The organism is Methanocalculus sp. MC3 (assembly GCF_054767395.1).
This window is the reverse complement of sequence record NZ_BAABMP010000005.1, coordinates 46,479-69,432: the sequence shown is the minus strand read 5'-3', so window position 1 is coordinate 69,432 and position 22,954 is coordinate 46,479. Positions and strand designations below refer to the sequence as shown.

General features: G+C 51.2%; 25 protein-coding genes. 10 read left to right on the top strand and 15 right to left on the bottom strand.

Annotated elements, in window-relative coordinates; genetic code table 11:
• Position 1: 1 nt before the first annotated feature.
• Positions 2–2,041, bottom strand: coding sequence for a restriction endonuclease subunit S domain-containing protein (locus ACYUBO_RS09180; protein ID WP_460373809.1), 2,040 nt, complete (start codon positions 2,039–2,041; stop codon positions 2–4).
• A 70-nt stretch (positions 2,042–2,111) separates the two neighbouring features.
• Here ACYUBO_RS09180 and ACYUBO_RS09175 point away from each other — a divergent pair, with 70 nt between their 5' ends.
• A complete protein-coding gene (locus tag ACYUBO_RS09175; RefSeq protein WP_460373807.1) occupies positions 2,112–2,714 on the top strand; it encodes a hypothetical protein in 603 nt (200 codons plus the stop codon).
• A gap of 18 nt (positions 2,715–2,732) precedes the next feature.
• Here ACYUBO_RS09175 and ACYUBO_RS09170 read toward each other — a convergent pair whose 3' ends face one another.
• Complete coding sequence (locus ACYUBO_RS09170; protein WP_300330524.1) at positions 2,733–2,915, bottom strand: hypothetical protein; 183 nt, start codon at positions 2,913–2,915, stop codon at positions 2,733–2,735.
• A gap of 124 nt (positions 2,916–3,039) precedes the next feature.
• Between ACYUBO_RS09170 and ACYUBO_RS09165 the strand changes: the two genes are divergently transcribed.
• From ACYUBO_RS09165 to ACYUBO_RS09155, 3 genes are read left to right on the top strand one after another with little or no spacing between them, the layout of a single operon-like run.
• Positions 3,040–4,329, top strand: a complete 1,290-nt coding sequence (locus tag ACYUBO_RS09165) for a phenylacetate--CoA ligase family protein (RefSeq protein ID WP_300330526.1) — start codon at positions 3,040–3,042, stop codon at positions 4,327–4,329.
• Positions 4,329–5,630 carry a phenylacetate--CoA ligase family protein gene (locus tag ACYUBO_RS09160; RefSeq protein ID WP_300330528.1) on the top strand — a complete coding sequence of 434 codons (1,302 nt, stop codon included), beginning with the start codon at positions 4,329–4,331 and terminating at the stop codon, positions 5,628–5,630. The genes ACYUBO_RS09165 and ACYUBO_RS09160 overlap by 1 nt, the downstream gene beginning before the upstream one ends.
• Positions 5,630–6,061: an ACT domain-containing protein gene (locus ACYUBO_RS09155; protein WP_460373803.1), complete on the top strand. Its 432-nt coding sequence runs from the start codon at positions 5,630–5,632 to the stop codon at positions 6,059–6,061. The genes ACYUBO_RS09160 and ACYUBO_RS09155 overlap by 1 nt, the downstream gene beginning before the upstream one ends.
• A 6-nt stretch (positions 6,062–6,067) precedes the next feature.
• Here the strand turns inward: ACYUBO_RS09155 and ACYUBO_RS09150 are convergent, their stop codons facing one another.
• From ACYUBO_RS09150 to ACYUBO_RS09125, 6 genes are all read right to left on the bottom strand, one after another.
• Positions 6,068–6,418: a P-II family nitrogen regulator gene (locus ACYUBO_RS09150; RefSeq protein ID WP_460373801.1), complete on the bottom strand. Its 351-nt coding sequence runs from the start codon at positions 6,416–6,418 to the stop codon at positions 6,068–6,070.
• The gene (locus ACYUBO_RS09145) at positions 6,415–7,149 is read right to left on the bottom strand and encodes a DUF1538 domain-containing protein (RefSeq protein WP_460373799.1); all 735 of its coding nucleotides are present in this window, start codon (positions 7,147–7,149) and stop codon (positions 6,415–6,417) included. Before ACYUBO_RS09145 ends, ACYUBO_RS09150 begins: the two co-directional genes overlap by 4 nt.
• A complete protein-coding gene (locus tag ACYUBO_RS09140; protein WP_460373797.1) occupies positions 7,146–7,838 on the bottom strand; it encodes a DUF1538 domain-containing protein in 693 nt (230 codons plus the stop codon). Before ACYUBO_RS09140 ends, ACYUBO_RS09145 begins: the two co-directional genes overlap by 4 nt.
• Before the next feature lie 174 nt (positions 7,839–8,012).
• Positions 8,013–9,299, bottom strand: coding sequence for an orotidine 5'-phosphate decarboxylase / HUMPS family protein (locus ACYUBO_RS09135; protein ID WP_460373795.1), 1,287 nt, complete (start codon positions 9,297–9,299; stop codon positions 8,013–8,015).
• A 63-nt stretch (positions 9,300–9,362) separates the two neighbouring features.
• Positions 9,363–9,896: a nitroreductase family protein gene (locus ACYUBO_RS09130; protein WP_460373793.1), complete on the bottom strand. Its 534-nt coding sequence runs from the start codon at positions 9,894–9,896 to the stop codon at positions 9,363–9,365.
• 26 nt (positions 9,897–9,922) lie between these two features.
• Positions 9,923–10,867, bottom strand: coding sequence for a DUF3821 domain-containing protein (locus ACYUBO_RS09125; RefSeq protein ID WP_460373791.1), 945 nt, complete (start codon positions 10,865–10,867; stop codon positions 9,923–9,925).
• 65 nt (positions 10,868–10,932) lie between these two features.
• On the opposite strand from ACYUBO_RS09125, the gene ACYUBO_RS09120 reads away from it, so the two are divergent.
• Positions 10,933–12,060: an IS256 family transposase gene (locus ACYUBO_RS09120; protein ID WP_460371464.1), complete on the top strand. Its 1,128-nt coding sequence runs from the start codon at positions 10,933–10,935 to the stop codon at positions 12,058–12,060.
• 171 nt (positions 12,061–12,231) lie between these two features.
• Here the strand turns inward: ACYUBO_RS09120 and ACYUBO_RS09115 are convergent, their stop codons facing one another.
• Genes ACYUBO_RS09115 through cobT form a run of 4 tightly spaced genes read right to left on the bottom strand, consistent with a single transcriptional unit; the run spans position 12,232 to position 15,562 of the window.
• On the bottom strand, positions 12,232–13,437 hold the full coding sequence (locus ACYUBO_RS09115) for a TraB/GumN family protein (RefSeq protein WP_460373789.1): 1,206 nt from the start codon (positions 13,435–13,437) through the stop codon (positions 12,232–12,234).
• Positions 13,430–13,972 carry a YkgJ family cysteine cluster protein gene (locus tag ACYUBO_RS09110; RefSeq protein WP_460373787.1) on the bottom strand — a complete coding sequence of 181 codons (543 nt, stop codon included), beginning with the start codon at positions 13,970–13,972 and terminating at the stop codon, positions 13,430–13,432. The genes ACYUBO_RS09115 and ACYUBO_RS09110 overlap by 8 nt, the downstream gene beginning before the upstream one ends.
• Positions 13,960–14,514 carry a GMP synthase subunit A gene (locus tag ACYUBO_RS09105; protein ID WP_460373785.1) on the bottom strand — a complete coding sequence of 185 codons (555 nt, stop codon included), beginning with the start codon at positions 14,512–14,514 and terminating at the stop codon, positions 13,960–13,962. The genes ACYUBO_RS09110 and ACYUBO_RS09105 overlap by 13 nt, the downstream gene beginning before the upstream one ends.
• Positions 14,515–14,551: 37 nt before the next feature.
• Positions 14,552–15,562, bottom strand: a complete 1,011-nt coding sequence (gene cobT / locus ACYUBO_RS09100) for a nicotinate mononucleotide-dependent phosphoribosyltransferase CobT (protein ID WP_300331944.1) — start codon at positions 15,560–15,562, stop codon at positions 14,552–14,554.
• A 39-nt stretch (positions 15,563–15,601) separates the two neighbouring features.
• Here cobT and ACYUBO_RS09095 point away from each other — a divergent pair, with 39 nt between their 5' ends.
• Positions 15,602–16,036 (top strand): phosphatidylglycerophosphatase A, encoded by a 435-nt coding sequence (locus tag ACYUBO_RS09095; protein ID WP_460374777.1) that lies wholly within the window; start codon positions 15,602–15,604, stop codon positions 16,034–16,036.
• Positions 16,033–16,755 (top strand): adenosylcobinamide-GDP ribazoletransferase, encoded by a 723-nt coding sequence (gene cobS, locus ACYUBO_RS09090; protein ID WP_460373783.1) that lies wholly within the window; start codon positions 16,033–16,035, stop codon positions 16,753–16,755. Before ACYUBO_RS09095 ends, cobS begins: the two co-directional genes overlap by 4 nt.
• 16 nt (positions 16,756–16,771) lie before the next feature.
• Here cobS and ACYUBO_RS09085 read toward each other — a convergent pair whose 3' ends face one another.
• Entirely contained in the window at positions 16,772–17,077 is a 306-nt protein-coding gene (locus ACYUBO_RS09085; protein WP_460373781.1) for a hypothetical protein, read from the bottom strand.
• 159 nt (positions 17,078–17,236) lie between these two features.
• On the opposite strand from ACYUBO_RS09085, the gene tuf reads away from it, so the two are divergent.
• Genes tuf through ACYUBO_RS09070 form a run of 3 tightly spaced genes read left to right on the top strand, consistent with a single transcriptional unit; the run spans position 17,237 to position 20,488 of the window.
• Positions 17,237–18,514 (top strand): translation elongation factor EF-1 subunit alpha, encoded by a 1,278-nt coding sequence (gene tuf, locus ACYUBO_RS09080; protein ID WP_300331935.1) that lies wholly within the window; start codon positions 17,237–17,239, stop codon positions 18,512–18,514.
• A 27-nt stretch (positions 18,515–18,541) separates the two neighbouring features.
• Positions 18,542–18,850: a 30S ribosomal protein S10 gene (rpsJ, locus tag ACYUBO_RS09075; protein WP_255333248.1), complete on the top strand. Its 309-nt coding sequence runs from the start codon at positions 18,542–18,544 to the stop codon at positions 18,848–18,850.
• A gap of 18 nt (positions 18,851–18,868) precedes the next feature.
• On the top strand, positions 18,869–20,488 hold the full coding sequence (locus ACYUBO_RS09070) for a flippase activity-associated protein Agl23 (RefSeq protein WP_460373779.1): 1,620 nt from the start codon (positions 18,869–18,871) through the stop codon (positions 20,486–20,488).
• 105 nt (positions 20,489–20,593) lie between these two features.
• On the opposite strand, the gene ACYUBO_RS09065 is transcribed toward ACYUBO_RS09070, so the two are convergent.
• Both ACYUBO_RS09065 and ACYUBO_RS09060 read right to left on the bottom strand, forming a co-directional pair.
• Positions 20,594–21,376, bottom strand: a complete 783-nt coding sequence (locus ACYUBO_RS09065; protein WP_460373777.1) for a hypothetical protein — start codon at positions 21,374–21,376, stop codon at positions 20,594–20,596.
• A gap of 344 nt (positions 21,377–21,720) precedes the next feature.
• Positions 21,721–22,881 (bottom strand): tubulin/FtsZ family protein, encoded by a 1,161-nt coding sequence (locus ACYUBO_RS09060; RefSeq protein ID WP_300331370.1) that lies wholly within the window; start codon positions 22,879–22,881, stop codon positions 21,721–21,723.
• Positions 22,882–22,954: the final 73 nt, after the last annotated feature.

Genomic DNA, 22,954 nt, shown 5'->3' with positions numbered 1-22,954 from the left:
TCTACTCCCCGGTGATCAGTCCACAATCTTTGAGCATTTCATAGACCTCTTTATCCTCCTCTTCAAATTCTGAATCGGCTTCATAATGGTATGATATCCACCGAACCCGCATCCCCTCTATCCGGTTATAGAAGTACCAGGCAGGCTCGCCAGTTTCCGGATGAAAGATCAGGCGGAAGAAGGGGAGGATCTTCATCGGCTCTCCGCCCCTCCCCGAATAGAGGTAGAGGGATTCTGAATCAAGGGGGATGAGTGAGGTGATACTCATCCCGGGAAACCGTGTCCGTGTCCCGGTGACGGACAGCACCTGGCAGGAGAAGATCCCGTCCCGGTAAACAGCTGCGCCGGGAAGAATTACCCGCAGATGACTGAAACGATCCCTGATGCCTTCCCGGAACCGCTCAAGGAGTCTCTCCAGCGTGGCAAGCTGTTCTTTATCATCTCTCTTTCCTGTGATGCCTCCATGTCCCTTCCAGTCGTTTCTCAGGTCGGCAACCTCGTCAAGAAGGGCAAAGAGCCTCTTGCTCGTCACCATGTCGATGAATTCACGATCAGGGTTGCCAAAGAGCCCTGCCATCTCGTCATACCCGTTATCCCCTGCGATCTTCTTTCGTATCTGCCGCCCGGCTCTCCGGCAGAGGATGATCCAGCTGCGGAAGGTGGCATTCATGTAGATATCGCGGAACTCCGGGTTCTCATCCAGAAGGTCGATCTCTTCCCCTCTCATGATCGGATCAAGTGCTGAGAGGAGAATGCCGGCGATAAACTCAGCAGATGCCTCAAAAAAATTGAGAAGGTGGCTGACCTTCTTAGCAGGAGTCCCTTCTGCATGATAGATCCAGAGTATTGATGCCAGTGGAAACGGGAGTGTCTCCATCCATTCGGTGATCCCCTCCCCCTCTCTCAGTCTTTCGAGCTGGCCAAGCACCGATCGCGTGGAGTGGGGGCGCATCCAGAGTTCTCTCTGGATCGATCCAAGCCGATCTTTTGCCGACTCGATCGAGGCGTTGATGGCAATCACCTCTGCCTGGATCTGCGGGGGTGGGAGGTATATCTCTGTCTCTGCAAGAGTGCTGGCGAAATGTTGAATTGTCCTGGATCTTCTCATCACAAGCTCCCGGATGCCCTGTCCCAGTTCGGTCTGGAAGAACCGGATCAGGTATGCAGGCTCGACTGTTCCGGGGCGAAGCAGGATGCATGCGGCATCTGAAGGGGGGACGCTCAGATCTTCATGCGAGATAACAGGAGGTGGAGCCGGTGAATAAGGCAGGTAGATCCTCCTACCGGCATCCTGTAGTGTTCCGCAGGCACCAGTTGTGATCGTTCGGGTGATTCCGGAGAATGGAACACGGGGTGCCCCATGCTCTTCTGCCAGTTTACTGATACGCTCTTCAAGGAGTATCTCATGCAGGCTTCTGTACTGGGATCGTCTGATAAATATCCCAAGCTCAGTTCTCTTTCCATTCTTCTGACTTTGCAGATTTTGAAGGAGGATCCTGTGTCGTTCAACATCCTGGGTGAGTTCTCCTGCCATGATCATCTCTCTCTCCCCCCTCCGGATGATGATGAGCAGCTCTTCTTCCTTCTCTGACTGTAGAGAGGAATTCAATCTCAGGGTAAGTGCCGCCTCGCAGAAGAATCCTGATTCTGAGATCTTTTGGATTATCGTGCTGTCCCGGAAGAAATCTGCGTGAACAAGAGCAATAAGAGCCCCGCTATCTGAGATACGGAGTGCTGAGGCGAAAAGCAGATCCAGAACTGAGGCAGGGTTTGAGGGGAAGAGCAGAACAAGATCGAATACACGGGTGCAACCATTAAGAATTGATACGGGATCTCCCACGATGACTTCTATCTCATCCGCTGATCCGGCTGCCGGGGTATCGGCTATGGCGACTGCCTCAGCTGCACCGATTCCTTCTTTGACTGCAAAGAGCAGCTTCAGATTGTCTTCGGATGAAGAGAGGATCGATCGGTAATTCCTCCCGGATGCATATGAGATGATGAATGTGGGGATCCATTCGGGTACGTCCATTTGTATCATATTCTGCCTGTCACCTCATCAAACCCTGCTGAAGAGAATACTTATCTGCTGCCACTGCAGAACAGCCAGTATGAATCGCATCGTTATCATTGCATTCCTCTCTCTTATTGCACTCTCGGCATCTGCCGGATGCACGGGTTTTCTCCCGGTGCAGAATGATCCGGGCAATCAGCCTCCGGTAACTCAGTACCCTGCGACATATCAGCCAGCAGATGATGCACCTGCAGCAGAATCACAAGGTTATTCACAGCCGTATTCTCAGCCAGCCGGTGGAATAAGTGGGATATCACGGATGATTATATGGGCTGAGCCACTGGATCTGGGCGGGTTTCACAATCAGGATGGCCTGATAATCAAGTACAGGTTCTATGATGCATATAACCGACCAGTCAGTTTTGAAGGAACATCCATCTCAATACAGATCACCATGCATACCCCCGACACAAACCGGCAAAAAATAAAGATTAATCCACGGCAGATATACCGGGGTTCATCCACCATCACGCGCTCGTTGCCAGAAGGGGATTATCCTCTCCGTGGAATATGGATTCCCTATACTGAGCTGACCCTGACCGATCAGGATCGAGGCATCGGCAGGATCAATGCCAGAGTGAACCTCCCGACCGGGGTAGTGCTTGAGGCAGATGAGTGGTATATCTGGCCGGTTACCTGAAACCGGAATCTCTTTTTCTCACTCTTTCATTATGAAGAACCCGATCACTGCGAGGAATAAGCCGATAAGGACGGCGATGATCCCAAGCGATCCTTTCAACACCATGATCACCTCGGGGATGTACAGGTAAATCCCATACCCTCCGAGAAGAATGAGTACGATTCCTGCGATAAGGCTTCCAAGCCCTGCTTTATCTACCATATGTATCATATTTTTCGTTCTTTTTGTAGCATATAAACGTTCTTCATATCCTCCATGTACCGTGTCAACATCTGACAAAGTCTAATGCGTCATACCGCAAACAAGACTTCATACAGGGATAGCAATGTTCTGGAATAAAGAGATGGAAACCCTTCGTGGAAAAGACCTCGAAGAACTCCAGTTAAAAAGGTTGAAATGGACGATTTCGCAGGCTGAAAAAGTCCCCTTCTTTAAAAACAAACTCCGCGCGGAGGGCCTGTCTGCTGATTCAATCCATACTCCCGATGATGTCAGGAAACTGCCGTTTACTTATAAAACCGATCTTCGTGAAGGCTATCCGTTTGGGTTCTTTGCTGTTCCACGACGTGATATTGTCCGGATTCATACGACATCCGGCACAACCGGCAAACCGACCGTTGTCGGGTATACCCGCAATGATCTGGCGGCATGGGCGGATCTGATCGCCCGGAACCTGACGATGGTGGGCCTGACGCCTGAGGATACCTTCCAGAATGCAGTCAATTACGGTCTCTTCACAGGCGGACTTGGCTTCCATTATGGTGCGGAACTGATGGGAATGATGGTGATCCCAAGCGCCACCGGAAACACAAAACGCCAGATCGAGATGATCAACGACTTTGGAGTTACGTCAATCCACTGCACACCAGGATATGCCCTCCACATCACCGAAGTGGTCGAGCAGATGGGCACTTCCCTTCCCACGCTCAGGATCGGGGTCTTTGGCGCCGAGGCATGGTCTGAGACGATGCGGCAGGAGCTTGAGTCACGCCTCTCGATCAATGCCTATGACAGTTATGGGATGAGCGAGATGTTTGGACCCGGTGTCGCCTTCGAGTGCCCGGAACAGAATGGCCTTCATATCTGGGAGGATTGTTTCCTCTCCGAGATCATCGATCCAAAGACCGGCGAGACCCTTGGACCCGGAGAGAAGGGTGAGCTTGTGATCACATCCCTCTCAAAGGAGGCGATGCCGCTTCTCCGGTACAGGACAGGCGATATCACCATGATCCTTGAGGATGACTGCCCCTGTGGAAGAGGACGGCGTATCGCACGTATTATGGGGAGGAGCGATGATATGCTGGTGATACGTGGAATCAACGTCTTCCCTTCACAGATCGAGCATGTTCTCCTTGGAATCCCTGAGGTGGGTGATCAGTATATGGTATATGTTGACCGGAAAAACCATCTTGATGAGATGACAATCGATGTTGAGATGAACCGGCAGGCATTCTCAGGTGAGCTGGATGGCCTTGTCGGCCTTCAGACGATGATCTCACGGAAGCTGCATGACGCACTCTCTCTCAGAACCACTGTCCGGCTTGTGGAACCCGGATCGCTCCCACGGTTTGAAGGAAAAGCCAAACGTGTTGTGGACCGGAGGGGTGATCTCTGATGCACTCCTGGGATCCCCGAATCGAGGAGATGCCAAAAGCAGAACTCGAAAAAGTCCAGTACCGTCTCTTAAAGACTCTTGTGTACCGGTTGTACAGCTTCTCGGATTTCTATCATGCCCGTATGAAGGAGGCAAAGGTTCATCCCGATGATATCAAAACACTTGCGGATATCAGGCTTCTTCCCTTCATGTATAAGAGTGATCTGCGGGATAACTACCCGGACAAACTCTTCTGTGCTCCACAGAACGATCTCGTCCGCTACCATGTCTCATCCGGGACAACCGGCAAGCCGACGGTTGTCGGATATACACAGAAAGATCTCGACCTCTGGACGACATCCCTTGCACGTGCCCTCACCTCCTGCGGGATCGGGAAAGGGGATGTGATCCAGGTCTCCTATGGCTATGGACTCTTCACCGGGGGGCTTGGCCTGCACTATGGTGCCGAGCGGATCGGGGCAACAGTTCTTCCAACAAGTGTCGGAAACACCGAGCGGCAGATCGAACTGATGCAGGACCTAAAGGCGACCGCAATCGCCTGCACGCCATCATATCTGATCCATATCGGCGAGGCGGCTGAACGGATGGGAGTCTCCATCCAGAAGGATACCCAGCTCAGGTCAGCTATCATCGGTGCAGAACCCTGGTCCGAGACGATGCGGACCCGTATCTACGAGACGATGGGTGTCCGCGCCTATGATATCTACGGCACAAGCGAGATATCTGGCCCGATGTTCTCTGAATGTTCTGAACAGAAGGGAATTCATATCTGGGGCGATATCGCAATCCCCGAGATCATTGATCCGGAGACCGGAGAGCCGCTCCCGCCCGGCGAACATGGTGAGCTGGTGATGACCGTCCTCCAGAAAGAGGCGCTCCCGATGATCCGGTACCGGATCGGGGATCTGACACAGATTCTTGATGAACCCTGCCCCTGTGGCAGGACACACCCACGCATCCAGCGGATCTCCGGGCGGGTTGATGACATGCTCATTATCAGGGGTATCAATGTCTTCCCCTCGGCCGTTGAGCATGCGATCTTAAGCATACCTGAGTTATCCGGGCATTTCATGATCGAGGTAGATCGGAAGGGATCGCTTGACGATATGCTTGTCCGGGTTGAGATGGCACCGGAGGCATTATCTGATAAGATCAACGATCTCATCAACATCAAGCGAAAGGTTGAGCATACCTTAAAAAACGCCCTGAATGTGGCGGTACAGGTTGATCTCTCTGAACCGGGTTCACTACCCCGTTTTGAGGGGAAAGCAAAACGTGTCATCGACAGGAGGGTATTCTGATGCAGGGAGAATATATCATCAAACAGATCTCCATCTTTTCGGAGAACAAACCCGGGCGGCTTGCGGCTATCGCAGAGGCGCTCGAGAAGAGTAATGTGAACATCTATGCCTTCTCAATTGCAGAGGCAAACAGCTTCGGTGTCGTTCGGGCACTTGTTGACAAGCCTGACGATGCCCGATCTGTCCTTGAAAAACTCGGTTTTGCCGTCCAGTTCACCGATGTGATTGCTGTTCGGATGAAGGATCAGCCGGGAGGACTTCATGAGGTGGCACAGATCCTCGGTGATGCCGGGATTAATATCGAGTATGCGTATGCCTATTCCGGCAGAGAAGCAGCGGTGCTGATTCTGAGGGTGAGCCAGGCGGGAGAGGCAATCTCGAAGATTCAGGCTGCCGGTGGCTCTCTCATCCGCGAACGTGATCTTCAGTAGACTGAATTATTCCTCTTTTTTTTGTTCTTGATCCGGGATCATGTGGACACGGCCCGCGACCTTTTCCAGGCTGATGACAAAGACGATGCCGGTCCCCGGCTTTTCGAGTTCAGCAACAGATACAATTGCCTCAAGAATTTGATCTGTCTGCTCGGGATTAACGACAGTCAGGATAATATCCTTCTCAGGCTCGATCCTGAGCCCAAGCAATGTCTGCATCTCATGAATGCCTGTTCCACGGGCTGGAATGACAGTTCCCCCCGATGCGCCTGCATCACGGGATGCCTGGATTACCTCCTGTGCCCATCCTTTCTTGACGATTGTAACAATTAGTTGTCTACCTGTTTCACAGATCATGATATATTCTCCTTTCGTATACGGAAATAAATACCAAGCGTTAGGATTGCGAGAATTGGCGCAAGACCAATTAAAGCGATCAGTCCGAACCCGTCGATAACCGGATTGCTCCCTTCAATGCCCGATGCAACCCCCACAGCAAGAGCCATCAGGAACGTTACTGCAATCGGGCCTGTTGCGACACCGCTTGAGTCAACAGCGATTGCAATAAAATCCGGATCTGAGAGCTGGAGGAGGATGATGGCAATCAGATAGCCGATGATAATAATCGGGAGAAATGAAAAGCCGATGACAATCCGCGCCATTCCAAGCGCTACAGCAAAACCCACGGCTAAGGTGAAGGTATACAGAATGAGAGTGCCTGGAACATACCCGCTGGATGACTTCTCAATCTCATGGCAGAGAATCCGGACTGACGGCTCGGCATAGGTTGCAAGCATGCCGAGCAGAAAGCCCAGCATGATGAGAATCCATCCATACCCGGAATTGCTGAAGAATGATCCAATGGCTTCTCCGGCAGGTATGAATGCAACATTCACACCCTGCAGAAAGAGAATCATCCCGGCAACAGTGAAGATAATCCCTTTGAAGAGGTTGATCACATGTCCTTTTGGGAGTTTCAGGTACCTGATTTGAAAAATAATAAAAAATATCGATAGTGGTATTAATGCGATAATTGAATCGAAAATGACCTGTTCTATGCCCTGAAAAACCGTTATCCCAGTGTTCATAGCAACAGTCCGGTGAGCATAATGCCGATAACGGGGCCGGCTGCCGCAAGTCCGACGAGCCCGAATCCGTCTTTCAGTGGCGATCTCCCGGCAAGAACGGACGTAAGCCCTATGCCAAGCGCCAGGATGAATGGAACTGTCATTGGCCCGGTGGTTGCACCTCCCCCATCAAAGGCGATCTGGAGATAATCGGCAGGTGTTACGATGGCAAGGGCAATCAGGAGGAGATATGTACCCGATACCAGCCATTTGAAAGGCACATTAAATACGATCCTGATCATTGCGACGGTGACAAAGAATCCGACACCCATTGCAATAGAGATTGGCAATATATTCACCGGCATAGCACCATTTGAAACCAGATCTATCATCTCGGTGAATACCTGGAGTCCGGGTTCTGCCAGGGTTGCCACAAAGCCAATGGAGAAAGCGGTGATGATGACAAGCAGTAATGATCCATGTTGCGGAAGATCGGATCCAATCGCTTCTCCCATGGGAAGAAGACCGTTTTCTACTCCGATAAGGAAGAGCGTTATGCCGATGGTCAGCATGAGGAACCCCAGGAAATAATTGATCAGGCTACCAATTGGAATCCCGATTGGTCCGGCCATCATCAGCAGTACGATGATTGCAATTGGTCCGACCGCAGGTATGACTTCTCTGAAGGTTTCTCGTGCGCTGCTCGCCATCTATGGTTCTCTCCTGGTTGCCTGGCCTGTTCTGACGATATGGGAAATATTGCCTGGGATAGTGAAAGAATAGTATTTGAAAAGATACTATTCATAGTCTATTGAATATGCGCTTCTGATGGTAAAAGAACATGCATACCCCCAATAAAATGGTGGCTATCTCTGCCCGCTCTTTTATTTCTTCTCCCACCTGAGCAGATCCATCACAACCGAGAGGGTCGATCCCCGCCGTATCTCTTCGCGGAGCCGCTCTTCGGTTTTAAAAACCTCGACTGCGCGGCGGCTGATCTCATAGGCATGCTCCTTTGGGATGACGACGACACCGCTTGCATCCCCGATTATCCAGTCGCCCGGACGAACCGCCTGCCCGCAGCATCTGATCTCAGGATTGATCTCGCCAAATCCCTTCGGCTCACCGGCATTTGGAACTGCTGCTGTTGCATAGAGGGGTATTGTCATTTCGAGGATGTCGTCAAGGTCGCGGACTGCCCCGTCGATGATGACACCCGCAACACCCTTGTTCTGGCAGGAGAGTGTTGCCAGTTCTCCCCAGGGGGCAATGGTTCTGTCGCGGCTGTTGTTGATCACGATCACATCCCCCGGCTGTGCATGGTCAATCGCTTCAACAGGCTTTGCCCAGTCCCCGGCAAAGGTCTGGACGGTGATTGCCTGCCCGACCATCTTCCCATCACCCGCATACCGTGTGAGCCCACTCATTGCGCCTTTCCGGTGCATTGCATCAGAGACATTTGAGGATGAGACAAGCGTCAGCATTCTCCGGATCTCCTCATTCCGATCGATCTTTTGGAACGTGGCCTTCACCGGTGCATCGATTGCGGATCGGATCTCCCTGGTCGATCCGGTAACATCGGCTGATCTGATGATTGCACCGCCGATGATGACGATTGCCGCCCCATGTGCAACTGCCTGCGCAGCCCGCGCCGCATCCAGTCCACCGGCAGCGGCAATCGGGATGGAGACTGCGCCGGTGAGTTGCTCAAGGAGTTCAAGAGAATCCTTTCCGATCATCTGCTGATCGATTCCCACATGGGCATTGATGATCTGCACCCCCATCTCCTCGAGCTCACGGGCGCGGACTACGGGATCTGCGACATTCATCATATCCCCCATAAGCTGCACCCCATAGAGATCTGCTGCCTTCACCGCCTCCCTGATGACCGCATCATCGGATTCGGCCAGAATGCAGACTATCCCTGCGCCTGCTTTTGCTGCCATCTCAACTTCAAGCGCCCCGGTATCGCTGATCTTCATATCGGCAACGATAGTGGTATCAGGATGGTGTTTCCGTATCTCCGAAACAGCGCTCATCCCCTCGCTCTTGATGAGCGGTGTTCCGATCTCGATCCAGTCGGCTCCACCGGCAAGCGTCTCTTCAGCAATCGCATAAGCGCGGCTGAGATCGAGGATATCAAGTGCAACCTGAAGGATCGGAGGATTCATGAGGTATACTGGGGTCTTCATCCGGCTTAAAGGGTGTTTAAAAGGAGAGAGGGCCGGATCTGATCACTCGGATCCATACCGATCTGTGAAGGTGATATCAGTGAGGTTCTTCTTCTTGGCGAGAACGAACCCTTCTGTCTTTGCTTCACCCGCGGCAATCAGCGAGACGAGCTTGTAATTGTCCGGAACACCGAGGAGTTTTCTGATCGGCTCTGCATACTCTTTTCCTTCCCCTGCAACCCAGCAGGATCCGATCCCATATCCGGTCAATGCAATGAGGATGTTTTCTGTTGCAGCACAGCAGTCCTCAACCACATACTGCTGATCCCGCTCGCCAAAAACGGCAAAGCAGACGGGTGCCTCGGCAATGAACTTCCCATGAGTGGTGAGGTTAGCAATCTCCTTCCTGAGTGCCTTGTCCTTGATTGTTCCAAAGATCCATGGCTGGATGTTCTTTGCAGATGGAGCACTCTTTGCACAATCAAGGACTTTCCGAATGATTTCGTCCGGAATAGGAGTGTCTTTGAAGTGCCTGATGCTGTGCCGTGCCTGGATGATAGTGACGCCGAAATTGGCGATGTTTTTATTCTGGATCATAGTAGATCAGAGTGCTTTTCTCAGGGTTATTTGTTACGCAGGCGGAGGCGGGTGATCAAAGCAAGTGCACCGAGTGTTGTTGCCAGGGCAAGAGGTGCTGGTGTTGGTTCAGGAATGGGTGTAGCAGTAGGCTCCTGTGTTGCAACGGGTGTTGGTTCTTGTGTTGGTGTTGCCGCAGTAGTGGGGGGAGGTGTTACGACAATTGTTGGTTTGGGTGTTGGGATTGGTGTCTGTGTCGGTGCTGGTGTTGGTGTTGTGGGTGTTGTCCTTGATAGTGAAACCGTCTCACTGCGGGGGGTGATAGTTTTCCCGACGACATTGTAGTTATCCTTCATCTGATTCGCATTGCAGAAGGCATAGAACTCATAGACTCCACGTGAATACCCGGACTCCGGATACCAGACTCTACCTGTCAGGAAAGGCGAATTGCCGACATTAAAGAGAAGAGATGTTAATACACCTACCTTGTTTACTAATGAAGAATATTCAATCCCTCCCTCTCTGGTAACCCGGATCTCAATCGGAGCACCGGTAACCCCCGTCCGCTCTGCCATTGCATCAAGATTTGTGACTATTCTGAACTGTAGTTCAAAATCCATCGGTACCCAGAGCCCTGTTCTGTCTCTCACTCCATAGTCAAGATCATACACCCTCACTTCAAGGTACGGGTCCGCTACGCTGAAGGCGGGGCTCCCTGTTCCTATATCATACCAGGTGCCGGTTCTTCCCTGGAATGTCTGGGGGGAGACATAGAACGAAGTTGCATCACTGACTATCGTGGTGGTTGTCGGGCTGCCTGTTGCAGGTGATGAACCGGGTGCAAACCATCCTATAGTATCTCCACTCGCAATCCCACATGCAGTAATATCAAGCCCCTCTTCGCCGATGAATACCATTCCATTCGCTGGTATATCGGATATGGCGGCATGTACCGGGCTGATGAAGAAGAGGGCTAGAAGGTAACGTAACAAATCTTCTGTAAAATTTAAATTGGCCCTGCAGCCTACCATAGTTTGTCGAAAGGAGACACAGGGCCATGGATACCTATGCATTTATCGAAGATTATCTTTCCGATAATCAGAATGGCATGAAGAATCTGATCACTTGGTTCCTCAACCAGGTGATGCTTATGGAAGCGCTCCAACAGGCAGGAGCCGGTCATTATGAACGAACTGATGAGCGAAAGGCTCTTCGGAACGGGTACAAGTCACGGACGCTTAAAACCCGATATGGAGAGACGACGCTTCAGAAACCACAGTTTCGGAATATGCCCTTTGAAACACAGATTTTTGGGAAATACTCCCGTGTTGAGAAGGCATTGGTGAACGCTATCGTTGAGTCCTATCTTCAAGGTGTTTCGACACGGAGGATCCAGGATATTGTTAGTCATCTTGGTATCGAACAGCTCTCTCCTGCCTCTGTATCACGGATGGCCAGAGATCTGGATGAGCAGGTTCAGGCATTCCTCACGAGACCCATTGAACACAAGATTCCCTATCTCATCGTTGATGCATCGTACTTTAAAGTCAGAGAAGGTGTTCGATATGTCAACAAGGCAGCTTTGATTGTTGCTGGAATTCGTGAGGACTATCGAAGAGAGGTTCTCGGGGTCACCATCACTGCATGCGAGAATGAAGATTTCTGGCTGTCAATCTTCGAAGACCTCAAGGAAAGAGGATTGGATGGAGTTCAAATGGTTGTTTCTGATGGACACACAGGGATCCAGAAGGCTGTTGAAGGAGCGTTCCTCGGAACATCCTGGCAGATGTGTCAGGTCCATTGTACACGAGCAGTTTTGAAGAATATCCCTCGCAAGATACAGAAAGAGATCGGTGACTGTCTGAGAGATGCCTACGGTAGTGAGGAAAGGCTTCAGGCTCTCGCTGATGAGTTAAATGACAAAGGATACAGGAAGGCAGCGAATACTATCGAGAGATTCATCCCCGGACTTTTGAGTTATACTGCGTTTCCAAAAGAACACTGGAAGAAAATCAGAACGACAAATATGATGGAGAGGATGAATAAAGAGTTGAAGCGGAGAACAAGGGTTGCAGGGGTGTTCCCGAATGATGAGTCCCTCCTCAGACTCATAGGAGCTATCTTGATGGACATCAACGAAGAGTGGGTGACGGGCAGAAGGTATTTGTCGGACGAGAGAGAATGATCAACCAAGGAGAGCAGGGTCAGAGAATTTACAGAAAGAAAGGTACGTTATCGGCTAGAATGAAGATACACCCAAAATGGATTATCCTTCTCAGTGTTTCTCTCTGTATCATATCCGATCAATGGAGGCTTCAGGCTCTTGATTGTTTCTAAGGTGGGGATTCGGGTCTCTTTAGAAAAGGCCCGAAATGGTCGACCAGATATTCGAGAAACCTTCTGTGATCAAAACCGTCGGATCTATCCCAAGCAATGGGAAGATGAAGATGAAATAGAGGAATGTCCCAAGCGTGCTCCCGACATTTGCCAGTGCTGCGACAAGCACAACCCGGAAGAGAGGAATCCTGCTCATCTCAGTGATTGTCTCTGCCTTGCTGATGGCTTTAAAGTCGGATACCGCGGGTTTCCTGATCTTCGCCTCGACAATTGCGGCAAACCATCCGGCAGCAAGCAGCGGGTTGAGGGAGGTGAGCCATGCAGCTGAGAAGGCGACTGCGGCAGAGAGGGGGTGTCCCCGTGCAATGAGGGTTCCAAGAGCCGCAAGTGTTCCGTTTATAACAACCCACCAGGCAAATGCAGTGATCAGCACCTCATACCCGACACCTGAGAAGAGGATTGCAGTGATGAGGAAGAGGAAGAGGACGAGCACACCAATGCCGATGATCTTTCCCCAGGGGCGGCGGTGGATCTCAGCGATGAGTGACTGTCGTGAGGGAAGGGTTTCCGGATTGCTCAGGTATCTGTTAACTCCCGCGAGATGCCCTGCGCCGATTACTGCCAGAACCCGCTCCTCACCCCTTAGGAGTGGAATGAGGCTCTGGGCGAGATAGGCATCCCGCTCGTCAATTAACGCTTTTGCTCCGTTTGGAGAGAATCTCCGGAACTCTTCAAGGGCAAGGGTGACAATATCCTGATCAGTCAGTGCATCGATATCCAGTTCTTCCCCGGACACTCCAGTGACAGAGATCGCGAGTGCATAGATCATCCTGAACTTCTCGCGGAGGGTCATCCCGCTCCAGAACCGGGAGAGGGTGATCCTGATGTCCCGATCGATGAGGGCGACCCTGATTTGCTTCTCCTCAGCAAGGCGGATCGCCTCTTTCATCTCCGCACCCGGTTCGATGCCGACATTCATCCCAATCTTTCTCTGGACATAGGCGAGCACCCACTGGATGAGCATCTGGGTCATATTCCCCGATGAGAGGATCTCTGAGACTTTTGGTTCCTGAATCTCAGTTTCCTGCTGTTTTAATGCTGCATAGCGTGGGGCATCCAGCTCCACTGCGATGATATCTGGTTCAAACTCAGCGATGGCTGCAGTTACCTCATCGATACTCTTCTGTGAAACATGCGCAGTTCCAACAATCCTCAGCTCACCCATGAATACTCCACATTCCTCTGCTGTCAAAGACAACAGTCTTTCCCATGGGGATTGTATGGGAGGAGAAGATCTTCAGAACGGCGTTCTCCTCCTCCTCTTCTGCCTCCTGCCTCTTCACCAGGCATGTGGCAAGTGCGTCTGCCTCTTCCGGAGTAATCTCCTCCCCGATCCCGGGACATTCGGAGATTGTTATCGTATCGCCGTCAAGTGCAAACGGGTATGTCCGGCAGATCCAGGGGCGTGCAGAATAGATGGAGCACTGTCCATCTTCAGCCAGAAAGATGCACTTTCCGCCCTCATTCCTCAGGCACCACTCAAAGGTGAACCTTCCCCCTTTATCTGATTCGATGAATTCGGGATATGGTACAACAATCCTGTTCCTTTCCAGTCCGGTAGCTTTTATAATCCGGTCAATCTCGGGAGGCGAGACGATCACCCTGCTCGTTTGCTCATCACCCCGGCAGCATGCCCCGCATTGCAGGCACTGAAAGCCGTTTCTGCTGATCTCCCGGCTGATAGCTTCTATTCTGTGCATATCCTGCTGAAATTCTCGTAGATCAGGTGTCCGTTCTCTGTATGGCTCACTTCAGGATGCCATTGCAGGCCAAAGATCCGCTTTTCCGTGCACCCCATCCCCTCGACTTTGCAGATGGATGAGGTGGCAAGGATCTCAAAGCCTTCCGGTGCCCGCTTCACCTCATCAGCATGAGATGCCCAGACACGAATGGTGTCTGGATATCCTTTGAGAATACTGCTATGGTTTTGGATCGTCACATCAAGGCCGCCATATCCTCCGCTCTCTCCAGGTCCGATCTCTCCTCCGAGTGACTGCGCGATCAGCTGGTGTCCGAGGCAGATACCAAGAACCGGCAGATCAAGTTCAAGATAGTCGGAACAGCGGCCAATCCGGTCGATGCTTGGTCCTCCTCCGAGAATGATCCCCCGGCATCCTTCCTCTACTTCGGATGGAGGAGTGGTATTTGGGATCATCTTCACTTCGATATCGAGGTCACGGAGCATCCTGTGGATGAGGTGGTTGAACTGGCCGAAATTATTGATGACAAAGAGGGGTTGCATATCCTGCTTAGTATTGGTGCCTGCCCCTCTTATCTCTTCAGGAATATGCGGATATTGTCCGAAGAATCGCTTCCCTGATCCTGGATGGTGAATGGCCAAGCGCTGCGGCGAGATACATCGCGCCGCCCGCGCCCATCCCTTCCTTTACTTCCCCGATACAGTACCTGGCAAGGCCGGTATGCCCGAGCTCTCCAAACTCCGGATCGACATAGATTGGAGCCACGCCGATCGCGTCCGCTATCTCGGGGAAGTTTGCCGATGGATCGTCACGAACATAGACTGTTGTGACAACACGGGGAATGTGCAGATCCAGCCTTCGTGCAACAGCAGCAACAGAAAGCATCTGGGTGCCCCCGGCAAGAACCACATCACCTGAGAACCCTTTGATCATGCCGCAGGCAACCGGGATCATCGGATCGCCGGTTGCCGAGACGATATCAAGCGGCTCTGTTATCCCCTCGTCTCTCAGTCGTCTGGTGATCAATTCAGCAATCTCTTCCTTCTGCGAATGCGGATTTTGAATCATGCTGCTAGAGACCCTCGCAGGGTATCCTAGGGCGCGGAGGACGCAGAGAGCGGTTGTTGTTCCGCCGGGGACACACTCTCCTATTACGAGCATATCAGAGAGGTGTGAGATGAGGGATCCAAGCTGCTCCCCTTTGAGATACAGTGCCTCTGAATCCGGGACAGCCGCCCCTCTGCGCGGATCTCCTCCGGCTGTTCCATAGAAGTCGAATGTTGGAATTGTCGGGGGATGAACAAGCCCGGCATTAATGAAGAAAGGGGTGAGCCCTGTCAGCTGCATCATCGCGCGGGTGATTGTTGCCGGTGTCGGGCAGCCGGTCGGGGTATCGGGGCGGATCGGCATGCTGGTGATCCTGCCGTTTACGATCAGTTCAGAATCGAGAATCGGGGTGAAGACGGTCTTCTCAGGTGAGGGTCCTGCACCTGAAATACCGGGAACCGTTGACAGCATGGTATTTGCAAGTATCGGGGCAAAGACCGGCCTTTCTGGTGAATAGCTGATATCCTCTGAAAGAAATGCCATATACGTTAAGTATGGCATGCTTCAAAGATAATGATCGTTATGTTTGAGATAGAAGAACGCCTGGGTCGCGCAGGTGTTTTGATGGATGCGATACTGGATGCCGGGATGGAGCTGTATGTCCCCCATGGACTCTCCCCCGAAGATGGGCGCCTGATGCTTGAGAAGAATATCCGGCGCGCGTTTGCAGATCCGAATGTCTCTGCACTGCTGCTCTCTGCGATCCTGCTTGAGGATGAGCTGTATACAAAAAGAAAGGACTCCGAGATTGCCGACGATCCGGTATTTCTCCTGGCTGATGAGATCATCGGAATGGCGATTGCAGAGGTGATTGCAGGTACATATGCCCGGTTTGAGTTCACACGGTATGATCAGAAGAAACCGGGAATCCTCTCGACACTTGGACCATTCCTCGACGACGCCGTTGCCGGACTGATCGCCGGATGCACCTCTAAACTCTATAGTGATAGTCAATGAGTCTCTTCGAGGGGATCCGGGCCCTGCTCCAGTTTACGACGATCCTCCCTATCGGGAGATTGGCTGACTTCGATGCATTTGCCACCCGTTCATATCTCTACCCGGTTGCCGGTTATTTAATCGGCGGGCTGGCGGCGATCCCCCTCCTCTTCATCCCTCATCCCCTTGCAGCAGCTGCTGTTGCCCTTGGGCTCCTGCTTCTTCTCTCGGGCTGTAACCATTTTGATGGCCTCCTCGATCTCGGTGATGGCCTGATGGCTCATGGGAGCAGGGAGGTGCGGATCCGCGCCCTCACCGATCGGCAGGTGGGGGCGGGAGGAGTTGCCCTTGGCCTCTCAATAACTCTCATCTCGTTTGGCGCACTGGCATCACTTGCGATCATACCGATTGCCGTGCTTATTGCGGAGGTTGCTGCAAAAGCGTCGATGGCATCACTAACCTGCACTGGGCGGCCGTTCCGGGAGGGTATCCACAGCTATCTCTTCTGGCGCAGCCGCCCATGGTTTGTAGCAGTTGCATGGCTGCTGACCCTTCCGCTCTTCCTGTTGCCTATCCCTCCCATCGCAGTGGCCTCTGCACTCTTTGGTGCATCGGCTACCACCTTGATCCTGCTCTTTTCCGGAGAGCAGTTGTTTGGCGGGATCAATGGTGATCTTGTCGGAGCAGCAAATGAGATCGTCCGTGCTGTGGTCTTCCTCTCACTGCTGATAGCGCTGTAAGTGATCCCGGGCTGGTTTACCTTACCCAGAACGGATGAAATCCTTCTCCCTTTTCATCATTACATTCTATTGCATTTGCTGATGGATTGGCAACAATGGTGTTGAACATGGTCTGGGCAGTCAGAAGCTCAAATGCATTCCCGGATCCGCGCCCCTGCTTTTTGAACTCCTGTGCATAGGGGTTGGGGACGAGCCGCTTTCCATCTATGATACCTGCACAGTGGATGCAATGAACACACCTTGTATGGATCGATACTTCTTCAGTCGCGCACTTGACTGTGATGCGGTCATTTTTGCCTCGAATGAACGGTAATGTCTTCATCAGGTGAGGATAGGTTTGGATAGTTCATCATTGTATCGCTTCTTTTGAGAATTAACCCAAATAAAGAGAAATATTTTATATAGTTCTCTTTCCAATCTAGTATACTCGCATTGGACTGAATGTACGCATGATTGTCCTTGAATGAGTGGAGGATTGAGAATGGCAGCAGAAAAGCCACACATGAATTTAGCCGTTATCGGCCACATTGACCACGGGAAGTCAACCACTGTCGGTCGCCTTCTCTTTGAGACCGGCAGTGTGCCCCAGCACGTTATTGATGGATATAAGAAAGAGGCAGAGTCAAAGGGCAAGGGTTCCTTTGAGTTTGCCTGGGTTATGGACAACCTCAAAGAGGAGCGTGAGCGTGGTATCACGATCGATATCGCCCACAAGAGGTTCGACACTGCAAAGTTCTACTTTACCGTCGTCGACTGTCCAGGCCACCGTGACTTCGTCAAGAACATGATCACCGGTGCATCACAGGCAGATGCCGCAGTACTTGTTGTTGCAGCGCCTGATGGCCCGATGGAACAGACGAAGGAGCACGTCTTCCTTGCACGGACACTCGGTATCAACCAGATCATCATTGCTATCAATAAGATGGATGCAGTGAAATATGATCAGAAGCGGTTTGATGAAGTGAAGGCACAGCTCTTCGATCTCATCAAGATCGTCGGATTCAAGCCCGATGATACCATTGTCATCCCGATGAGTTCATTCACCGGCGTGAATGTCTCTAAGAAGTCCCCGGAGACCCCATGGTATACCGGCCCAACGCTTCTTGAAGCACTCGACACCCTGAAAGAACCCGAGAAGCCAACCGACAAGCCGCTCCGTCTCCCGATTCAGGATGTCTATACCATCTCCGGTATCGGAACTGTTCCAGTTGGTCGTATCGAGACCGGTATCCTGAAGAAGGGTATGAAGGTCTCGTTCATGCCCGCTAACAAGGAAGGCGAGATTAAATCCATCGAGATGCACCACGAAGAGCACGCACAGGCTCTCCCTGGTGACAACGTCGGTTTCAACGTCCGTGGTATCGCAAAGAACGATATCCGCCGTGGCGATGTCTGTGGTCCGGTCGATGTACCTCCGACAGTTGCAGAGGAATTCACCGCACAGGTTGTTGTTCTTCAGCACCCAAGCGTCCTCTCTGTTGGATACACCCCCGTCTTCCACTGCCACACCGCTCAGGTTGCATGCACCTTCATTGAGCTTCAGAAGAAGCTTGACCCAAGAAGCGGTCAGGTCAAGGAGGAGAACCCGGCTTTCCTCAAAGCTGGCGATGCTGCAATTGTAAAGATCGTCCCCACCCGCCCACTCGTCATTGAGAAGGCAAAGGAGCTTCCGCAGCTCGGCCGGTTCGCTGTCCGTGATATGGGATCCACCATTGCTGCAGGTATTGTTCTCGATATCAAACCAAAGCAGATGAGATAATTCTCATCTTTTTTACGGTGACTCCCTATGCAAAAAGCCAGAATACGCCTTACCGGGACCGATTATAACAAACTTGAGTCGGTCTGCTCCCGGATCCGTGAGATCGCCGAACGAACCGGTGTGAATCTCGCAGGTCCGATATCGCTTCCAACGAAGCGCCTCGTTGTTCCTATCCGGAAGAGCCCTGATGGAGAAGGAACAGCAACCTGGGATCGCTGGCAGATGCGTGTTCACAAACGCCTCATCGATATCGATGCAGACGAGCGTGCACTCCGCCAGCTGATGCGAATTCAGGTACCCAAGGACATCGGAATTGAGATTGTCCTTGAGGGCTGATCATCGTGAGATAGCGGCATGAAAGCCGCATCAGATACCCATTTTTATCATCGGCTCCTTAAACCGGAGTCGCTCTTCATTTGTATTCTCCTGGCAACCCTGATCCTGCGGTTTGCATTTCTGGATCTGAAGTTGTATCACCATGACGAGGCGGTACATGCCTGGTTTGCCTATCAGCTCCTGACAAAAGGGACTTATGTCTATAATCCGGTCTTCCATGGACCATTTCTCTTCTATGCAACAGCCGCCCTCTTCTCGATCTTTGGGGATTTTGATCTCGTCGGCCGACTCCTCCCGGCATTCCTTGGAACCCTGCTTGTTGCCCTTGTCTATCCCCTTTACAGAATGGGATATCTTGACGGTAAGCAGATGCTTGTTGCGGCATTATTCCTGGCACTATCCCCAAACATGGTTTATTTTTCGAGATTCCTCCGAAATGATATCTTCATCGCGTTCTTCTCGCTTCTGCTGGTTGTTGCCGCCCTCGCGTACTTCAACTCCGGGAAGCTCAGGTTTGCACTTGTTGCAGGGCTTGCAGCAGCCCTTGGGATGTCAAGCAAGGAGAATATGCCCATTGTCCTTGTTATCTTTGGAACCTATCTCATCTATTGCCTATGGACACGGCGTCTTGTCTTCCCCCGGACGTGGAGGAGGGATATCCTGCTTGCAACAGCTCTTGCCGGAGGGGTTATTGCCCTCTTTTATTCATCATTTGGAGCGCACCCGGAGATTGTCCTGCAAGCCGGTCAGATGGCAATCTCCCACTGGACAGAGATGCATGGGATCCAGCGGCTTGCCGGACCATGGTTCTTCTACCTGATACTCTTCGTCCTCTATGAGGTGCCGATCATCCTTCTGGCTGGAATGGGATTTTGCGGGTGTGTAGCAGCATATGTGAGATCCCAGAAACACTCTCCACAGGATCGAGTTGACGAGTGTGATCCATCGGGACTATCTAAATCTGCCTCCCTGATCGAACGAATATCATCGTCCCTCAGGCGCCCTGAATCCGGTGTCGCTTATGATCCAAAGACAGAGTTCATCAGGTTCTCTCTCTGGTGGATGATTGCATCTCTTGCCGTCTATGCCTATATCGGTGAGAAAGTTCCCTGGCTCATCCTGCACCAGCTACTTCCAATGGTCTTTGTTGCAACTTACAGGCTTGACCGCCAGAAGATGGTTGTTGTGGCACTGGGTACAGTCCTCCTCCTCGGGATGACGCTTCATGTGGCATTCACTCCCTGTGATATCGCCGAGCCGATTGTACAGGTACAGAACTCTGAAGATCTCCGTCTTGTTATGCAATGGATCGATGAATCTGATCGGATTGCCATTGCCACAGATACCATATGGCCGCTCAACTGGTATTATCGTGATGAGGATCGCTGGTCGAAGATCACGTATTTTGGAGGGAAGTCCAACAAGGGCTCCCTCATGGCAGGAAACTTTGACCTGATCATCACTCATGACCAGGAGAGTTATGATGACATCCCTGGATTTGAGAAGACAACCCTCAAACACAGCTACTGGGTAACCTACCATGAGGTGAAGGGAGATCTCATCCGGTATTACTTCACCCGTCAGACGGAGATGGGCAGTAAAAGATATGATGTGTTCAGACACACAAAAGTTTTATAGAATGTCTTCTTATATAATTATAATCTCTTTTTTACAAGAAGGAAAATAGAATATTGTGCTTCAGCGAGGGTAATTATTTCAAAATGTTGATAAAATATGGGGTGATTATCCCAGCTCATCCCAGGCTCTTCTCTTTTTCATAACCACAAAACCAACGATAATTATAGCGACAGCACCAAGGATGATCCAGAGGTAAGGCTGTCCTGGATTAACGAAAACAGGGAGTGTTGAAACCTGTTCCTGAAGCTCACGCGCTTCAGCAAGCACGGTGTTACCTTCATTCAGTGCATCAGTTGCCTGCCTCTCTGCAAGGGCAAGATTATTTGCGTCATAATTGCCCTTTGCGGTGTCTATCTGGTTTTTAACGCTCTGCCGCTTTGAGGAGATTAATACAACCCGTGAATCCGACCCCATACTCCGGTTTGTTGTTAAATCCGTAATAACGCCGTCTATCTCCGAGAGTACACCTTCGGCACTCGTGATTTTATGCTGGACAATGGCTTTCTCAAGAAGCGTTTCGCCATCTGTAATGGCCGTCCGTGCACTAGTCAGATATGATTGGGCAAGTCCGACATTTGCTCCTGCTGCTTCTGCACTTTGGAGGGCAATCTGTGCAGCATTGTACTTGGCATCAACTGCGGTTGTATCCACGCCATCTGCTTTTACAGCATCGATCTTGCTCTTAAATACCTGGAGATTCCCTTTTGCTGAGACAATCGCGGTTTGCACCTCTGCGGGGTTTATCACAGCACGTGTGACGAGATACTCACCACCGGATCTGACGGTATCACCTGAGTCAAGCTGACGAATACGGAGAATACTTTTATCCATTGTAGTGGGAACATCAGGAACTACTCCTTCAAGATTCACACGTACCTTAAGATCCATTGATGATGGATATTCCAGTTCAAAACCGGTTATTCGTATGGTTCTACCTGTTTCAAGGGGTCGAGGGTTCTCTATTCCATTGAGGACAATTGCTATATTCCATCTTGGTGTATCAAGATCAGTATATAATTGTAAAGTATTATCTGAAGGGAATGTTGAACCAGAACCTGATAAGAATTCTGTTATAGTGGTATCAATAGTCATTCTTGTACCTGGTGTCAAATCTCCTGTCTGTATGCCTGTTGGTGGCAGTATTGTGAGCGCTGCAGATGCAGAGATGCAACAGAGTGCACAGCAGGCGAGTAGTATAGTCAGTAGTAACCGTATCTTCATCTTAATTCTCCTCATTCAAAGAGCGGATCGATCGCATCCTCGAACATGGTTGATTGCCTGTCTTTGGATTTTATAACGTCCTGTTTTGTTTCTTTAGCCACTTCAAGGAGTTCGGTAATTCTGGGGGCATTCCCGATGGTTGCGAGGACGACCACAGCGGCGATAAAGCTCGATTCCAGTGGATAGTCGCCTCCACGGACCTCGACTCCTGCGATGTTCTCTTCTACCCAGGATTTGGATTTTTCAACCCCCTTCCTGTCCATCTCGTCAGGAGGGCCGGCAACCAACACCAGTGCCCGCTCGGCGGTTGTATAATCACAAGGAAGTGTCAACCTGCCGAGCATGGCTCTTCTGACAAGTCCGATGATCTTTGCAGATTTATCCTCGCCGGTGAGGGAATTCTCAGCCTTATCTTTCTTGCCAAATCCTGCAAAGAGACCTTTCTTTTGCTTGCTTTTGGTGATCACGTCGGAGATTGCATACCCGATTGTGGATATTCCTCCTCCCCTTAGTGTGTTGATGATCTCTGAAGAGTCAACGACCATCTCGCCGACACCCAGCTTACCGACCTCGCCAGCGCGGAAGAGAACACCGAATCTCCTGACAAGCTCTTCATTCAGCCTTTCATAGGCACTCTTGACACTCTCTCCTTCATTTTTCCATGCACTGTTGTCGAAGATGAAGGTATTGTCGGCTTCATTTACGAGTGTGGCAAGACTGCGGGCAGCATTGTAAGAATAGAGCCGGCCTTCTTCTGGTGCCGGGATCATGCCAAGTGCATAGACCGGCTCACGATAGATGCGTTTCAAGTGCCTGCAGAGAACCGGGGTACCTCCTGAACCGGTACCTCCCCCAAGCCCTGCAACGACGACAAAGGCATCGATATCATGTGTTCCGCGTGTGTCGATCGCATTAATGATGGTGTCAATTTCATCTGCCGCAATTTTTGCGCCGGTTACATTGTCTGTTCCAACACCATGCCCTTTTACAACTGTCTGGCCAATAAGGAGCCTGTCTTTCATTTCAATGTGTTTAAGGCCCATAAGGTCGGTTCTTGCCGTATTGACGGCAATACCGCGGAAACTGCCCTGTTGCAGTTTCCTGTCCTGGGCAAGGAACATATCGACGATTTTGCCTCCCGCCTGTCCAAATCCAATGAAAAATACCCGCATTTAGATGACACCATCCACACTAATGGTTTTACCTTTAGTATCTCCTCTATTTATGGCTTCTTAGTTTATATGA

Excerpts from the sequence above, each read along its gene's own strand:
- rpsJ (WP_255333248.1), top strand. The coding sequence starts at position 18,542 with ATGCAAAAAGCCAGAATACGCCTTACCGGGACCGATTATAACAAACTT.
- ACYUBO_RS09110 (WP_460373787.1), bottom strand. The coding sequence starts at position 13,972 with ATGCACAGAATAGAAGCTATCAGCCGGGAGATCAGCAGAAACGGCTTT.
- ACYUBO_RS09140 (WP_460373797.1), bottom strand. The coding sequence starts at position 7,838 with ATGGCGAGCAGCGCACGAGAAACCTTCAGAGAAGTCATACCTGCGGTC.
- ACYUBO_RS09105 (WP_460373785.1), bottom strand. The coding sequence starts at position 14,514 with ATGCAACCCCTCTTTGTCATCAATAATTTCGGCCAGTTCAACCACCTC.
- ACYUBO_RS09165 (WP_300330526.1), top strand. The coding sequence starts at position 3,040 with ATGTTCTGGAATAAAGAGATGGAAACCCTTCGTGGAAAAGACCTCGAA.
- ACYUBO_RS09180 (WP_460373809.1), bottom strand. The coding sequence starts at position 2,041 with ATGATACAAATGGACGTACCCGAATGGATCCCCACATTCATCATCTCA.
- ACYUBO_RS09060 (WP_300331370.1), bottom strand. The coding sequence starts at position 22,881 with ATGCGGGTATTTTTCATTGGATTTGGACAGGCGGGAGGCAAAATCGTC.
- ACYUBO_RS09070 (WP_460373779.1), top strand. The coding sequence starts at position 18,869 with ATGAAAGCCGCATCAGATACCCATTTTTATCATCGGCTCCTTAAACCG.
- ACYUBO_RS09130 (WP_460373793.1), bottom strand. The coding sequence starts at position 9,896 with ATGATCCAGAATAAAAACATCGCCAATTTCGGCGTCACTATCATCCAG.
- ACYUBO_RS09120 (WP_460371464.1), top strand. The coding sequence starts at position 10,933 with ATGGATACCTATGCATTTATCGAAGATTATCTTTCCGATAATCAGAAT.
- ACYUBO_RS09150 (WP_460373801.1), bottom strand. The coding sequence starts at position 6,418 with ATGATCTGTGAAACAGGTAGACAACTAATTGTTACAATCGTCAAGAAA.
- cobT (WP_300331944.1), bottom strand. The coding sequence starts at position 15,562 with ATGGCATTTCTTTCAGAGGATATCAGCTATTCACCAGAAAGGCCGGTC.
- ACYUBO_RS09155 (WP_460373803.1), top strand. The coding sequence starts at position 5,630 with ATGCAGGGAGAATATATCATCAAACAGATCTCCATCTTTTCGGAGAAC.
- cobS (WP_460373783.1), top strand. The coding sequence starts at position 16,033 with ATGAGTCTCTTCGAGGGGATCCGGGCCCTGCTCCAGTTTACGACGATC.
- ACYUBO_RS09135 (WP_460373795.1), bottom strand. The coding sequence starts at position 9,299 with ATGAATCCTCCGATCCTTCAGGTTGCACTTGATATCCTCGATCTCAGC.
- ACYUBO_RS09085 (WP_460373781.1), bottom strand. The coding sequence starts at position 17,077 with ATGAAGACATTACCGTTCATTCGAGGCAAAAATGACCGCATCACAGTC.
- ACYUBO_RS09160 (WP_300330528.1), top strand. The coding sequence starts at position 4,329 with ATGCACTCCTGGGATCCCCGAATCGAGGAGATGCCAAAAGCAGAACTC.
- ACYUBO_RS09175 (WP_460373807.1), top strand. The coding sequence starts at position 2,112 with ATGAATCGCATCGTTATCATTGCATTCCTCTCTCTTATTGCACTCTCG.
- tuf (WP_300331935.1), top strand. The coding sequence starts at position 17,237 with ATGGCAGCAGAAAAGCCACACATGAATTTAGCCGTTATCGGCCACATT.
- ACYUBO_RS09115 (WP_460373789.1), bottom strand. The coding sequence starts at position 13,437 with ATGGGTGAGCTGAGGATTGTTGGAACTGCGCATGTTTCACAGAAGAGT.
- ACYUBO_RS09145 (WP_460373799.1), bottom strand. The coding sequence starts at position 7,149 with ATGAACACTGGGATAACGGTTTTTCAGGGCATAGAACAGGTCATTTTC.
- ACYUBO_RS09170 (WP_300330524.1), bottom strand. The coding sequence starts at position 2,915 with ATGGTAGATAAAGCAGGGCTTGGAAGCCTTATCGCAGGAATCGTACTC.
- ACYUBO_RS09095 (WP_460374777.1), top strand. The coding sequence starts at position 15,602 with ATGTTTGAGATAGAAGAACGCCTGGGTCGCGCAGGTGTTTTGATGGAT.
- ACYUBO_RS09065 (WP_460373777.1), bottom strand. The coding sequence starts at position 21,376 with ATGGATCTTAAGGTACGTGTGAATCTTGAAGGAGTAGTTCCTGATGTT.